Genomic DNA, 1266 nt, shown 5'->3' on the forward strand with positions numbered 1-1266 from the left:
TGACCTGCCCCACGGCTCGGTTACCAGATCGGGTCTGGTGGTCCGGCTTCTCGAGAGAGAAGGTCTGGACCATGCCGAAGCCGTATCCGGCCGAGTTCCGCACCCGAGCGGTCGCGCTCGTGCGGGCCGGCAAACCCGCCAGCACCGTCGCCGGTGACCTGGGCATCAGCAGCAGCTGCTTGCAGAACTGGCTGCGCCAGGACCGCATCGACCGGGGCGAGATCGAAGGGGTCCCGCGGACCGAAAGCGCCGACCTCCGCCGCGCACGGGCGCGCATCCGGGAGCTGGAACGCGAGGTCGAGATCCTGCGCGTCGCCTCGAACCTGCTCGGGCAGGAGTCGCCGCACCCAAAAGGGTTCACCCGGTGATCGACACCCTCGTCGCCGCCGGGCATCCCGTCCTGACCTGCTGCCGCGTCCTCGGGGTCAGCAAGCCGGGCTACTACCGCTACCGCAACCGGACCACCTCCCAGACACAGCTGCGCCGGCAGTGGCTGACCGGGCTGATCCAAGAGGTCCACGTCGCATCTCGCGGCACCTACGGCTACCGGCGGGTCCACGCCGAGCTGACGATGGCGATGGACGTGACCGTCAGTTCGCGACTGGTCTTCATGCTCATGCACCACGCAGGGATCTACGGGCTGCCCGGTCCCGCCCGGGTCAAGCGGCTGCGAGGCGTCGTGACCGCGGGAGACCTGGTGAACCGCAAGTTCCACCGCGCCGGACCCAACGAGCTTTGGGTCACCGACATCACCGAGCACCCCACGCGTGAGGGCAAGCTCTACTGCTGCTGCGTGCTGGACACCTACAGCCGCAAGATCGTCGGCTGGTCGATCGACTCCACCCAGGACACCCGCCTGGTCCTGAACGCTCTCGACATGGCCCTCAGGAATCGAGACCCGGCACCCGGCGGCATCGTCCACGCCGACCACGGAGCCCAGTTCACCTCCTGGGCCTTCGGCGACCGGATCCGCCGAGCAGGGCTCATGCCCTCCTTCGGCACCGTCGGCGACGGACTCGACAACGCGATGATGGAGTCGTTCTGGTCCTCGATGCAGATCGAGCTCCTCGACCGCCAGCGATGGAACACCCGGGTCGAGCTCGCGAACGGGATCTTTGAGTACATCGAGATCTTCCACAACCGCCGCCGCCGGCACTCCAGCCTGGGCTACCTCAGCCCGATCGAGTTCGAACTACGCTCCGAACTGCCCCTCATCCCCGCCTGACCACCACACCACAAGTGGTAACCAGGGCGTGGGGCAGGTCA

General features: G+C 67.5%; 1 pseudogene. It reads left to right on the plus strand.

The annotated features are described in order from the left end of the window. The first annotated feature begins 71 nt into the window (after positions 1 to 71). Positions 72 to 1225 (plus strand): annotated as a pseudogene (locus IEV86_RS17465) (IS3 family transposase). Positions 1226 to 1266: the final 41 nt, after the last annotated feature.

Origin of the sequence: Cellulomonas carbonis, from assembly GCF_014636275.1 — a bacterium.
Classification (GTDB): domain Bacteria; phylum Actinomycetota; class Actinomycetes; order Actinomycetales; family Cellulomonadaceae; genus Actinotalea; species Actinotalea carbonis.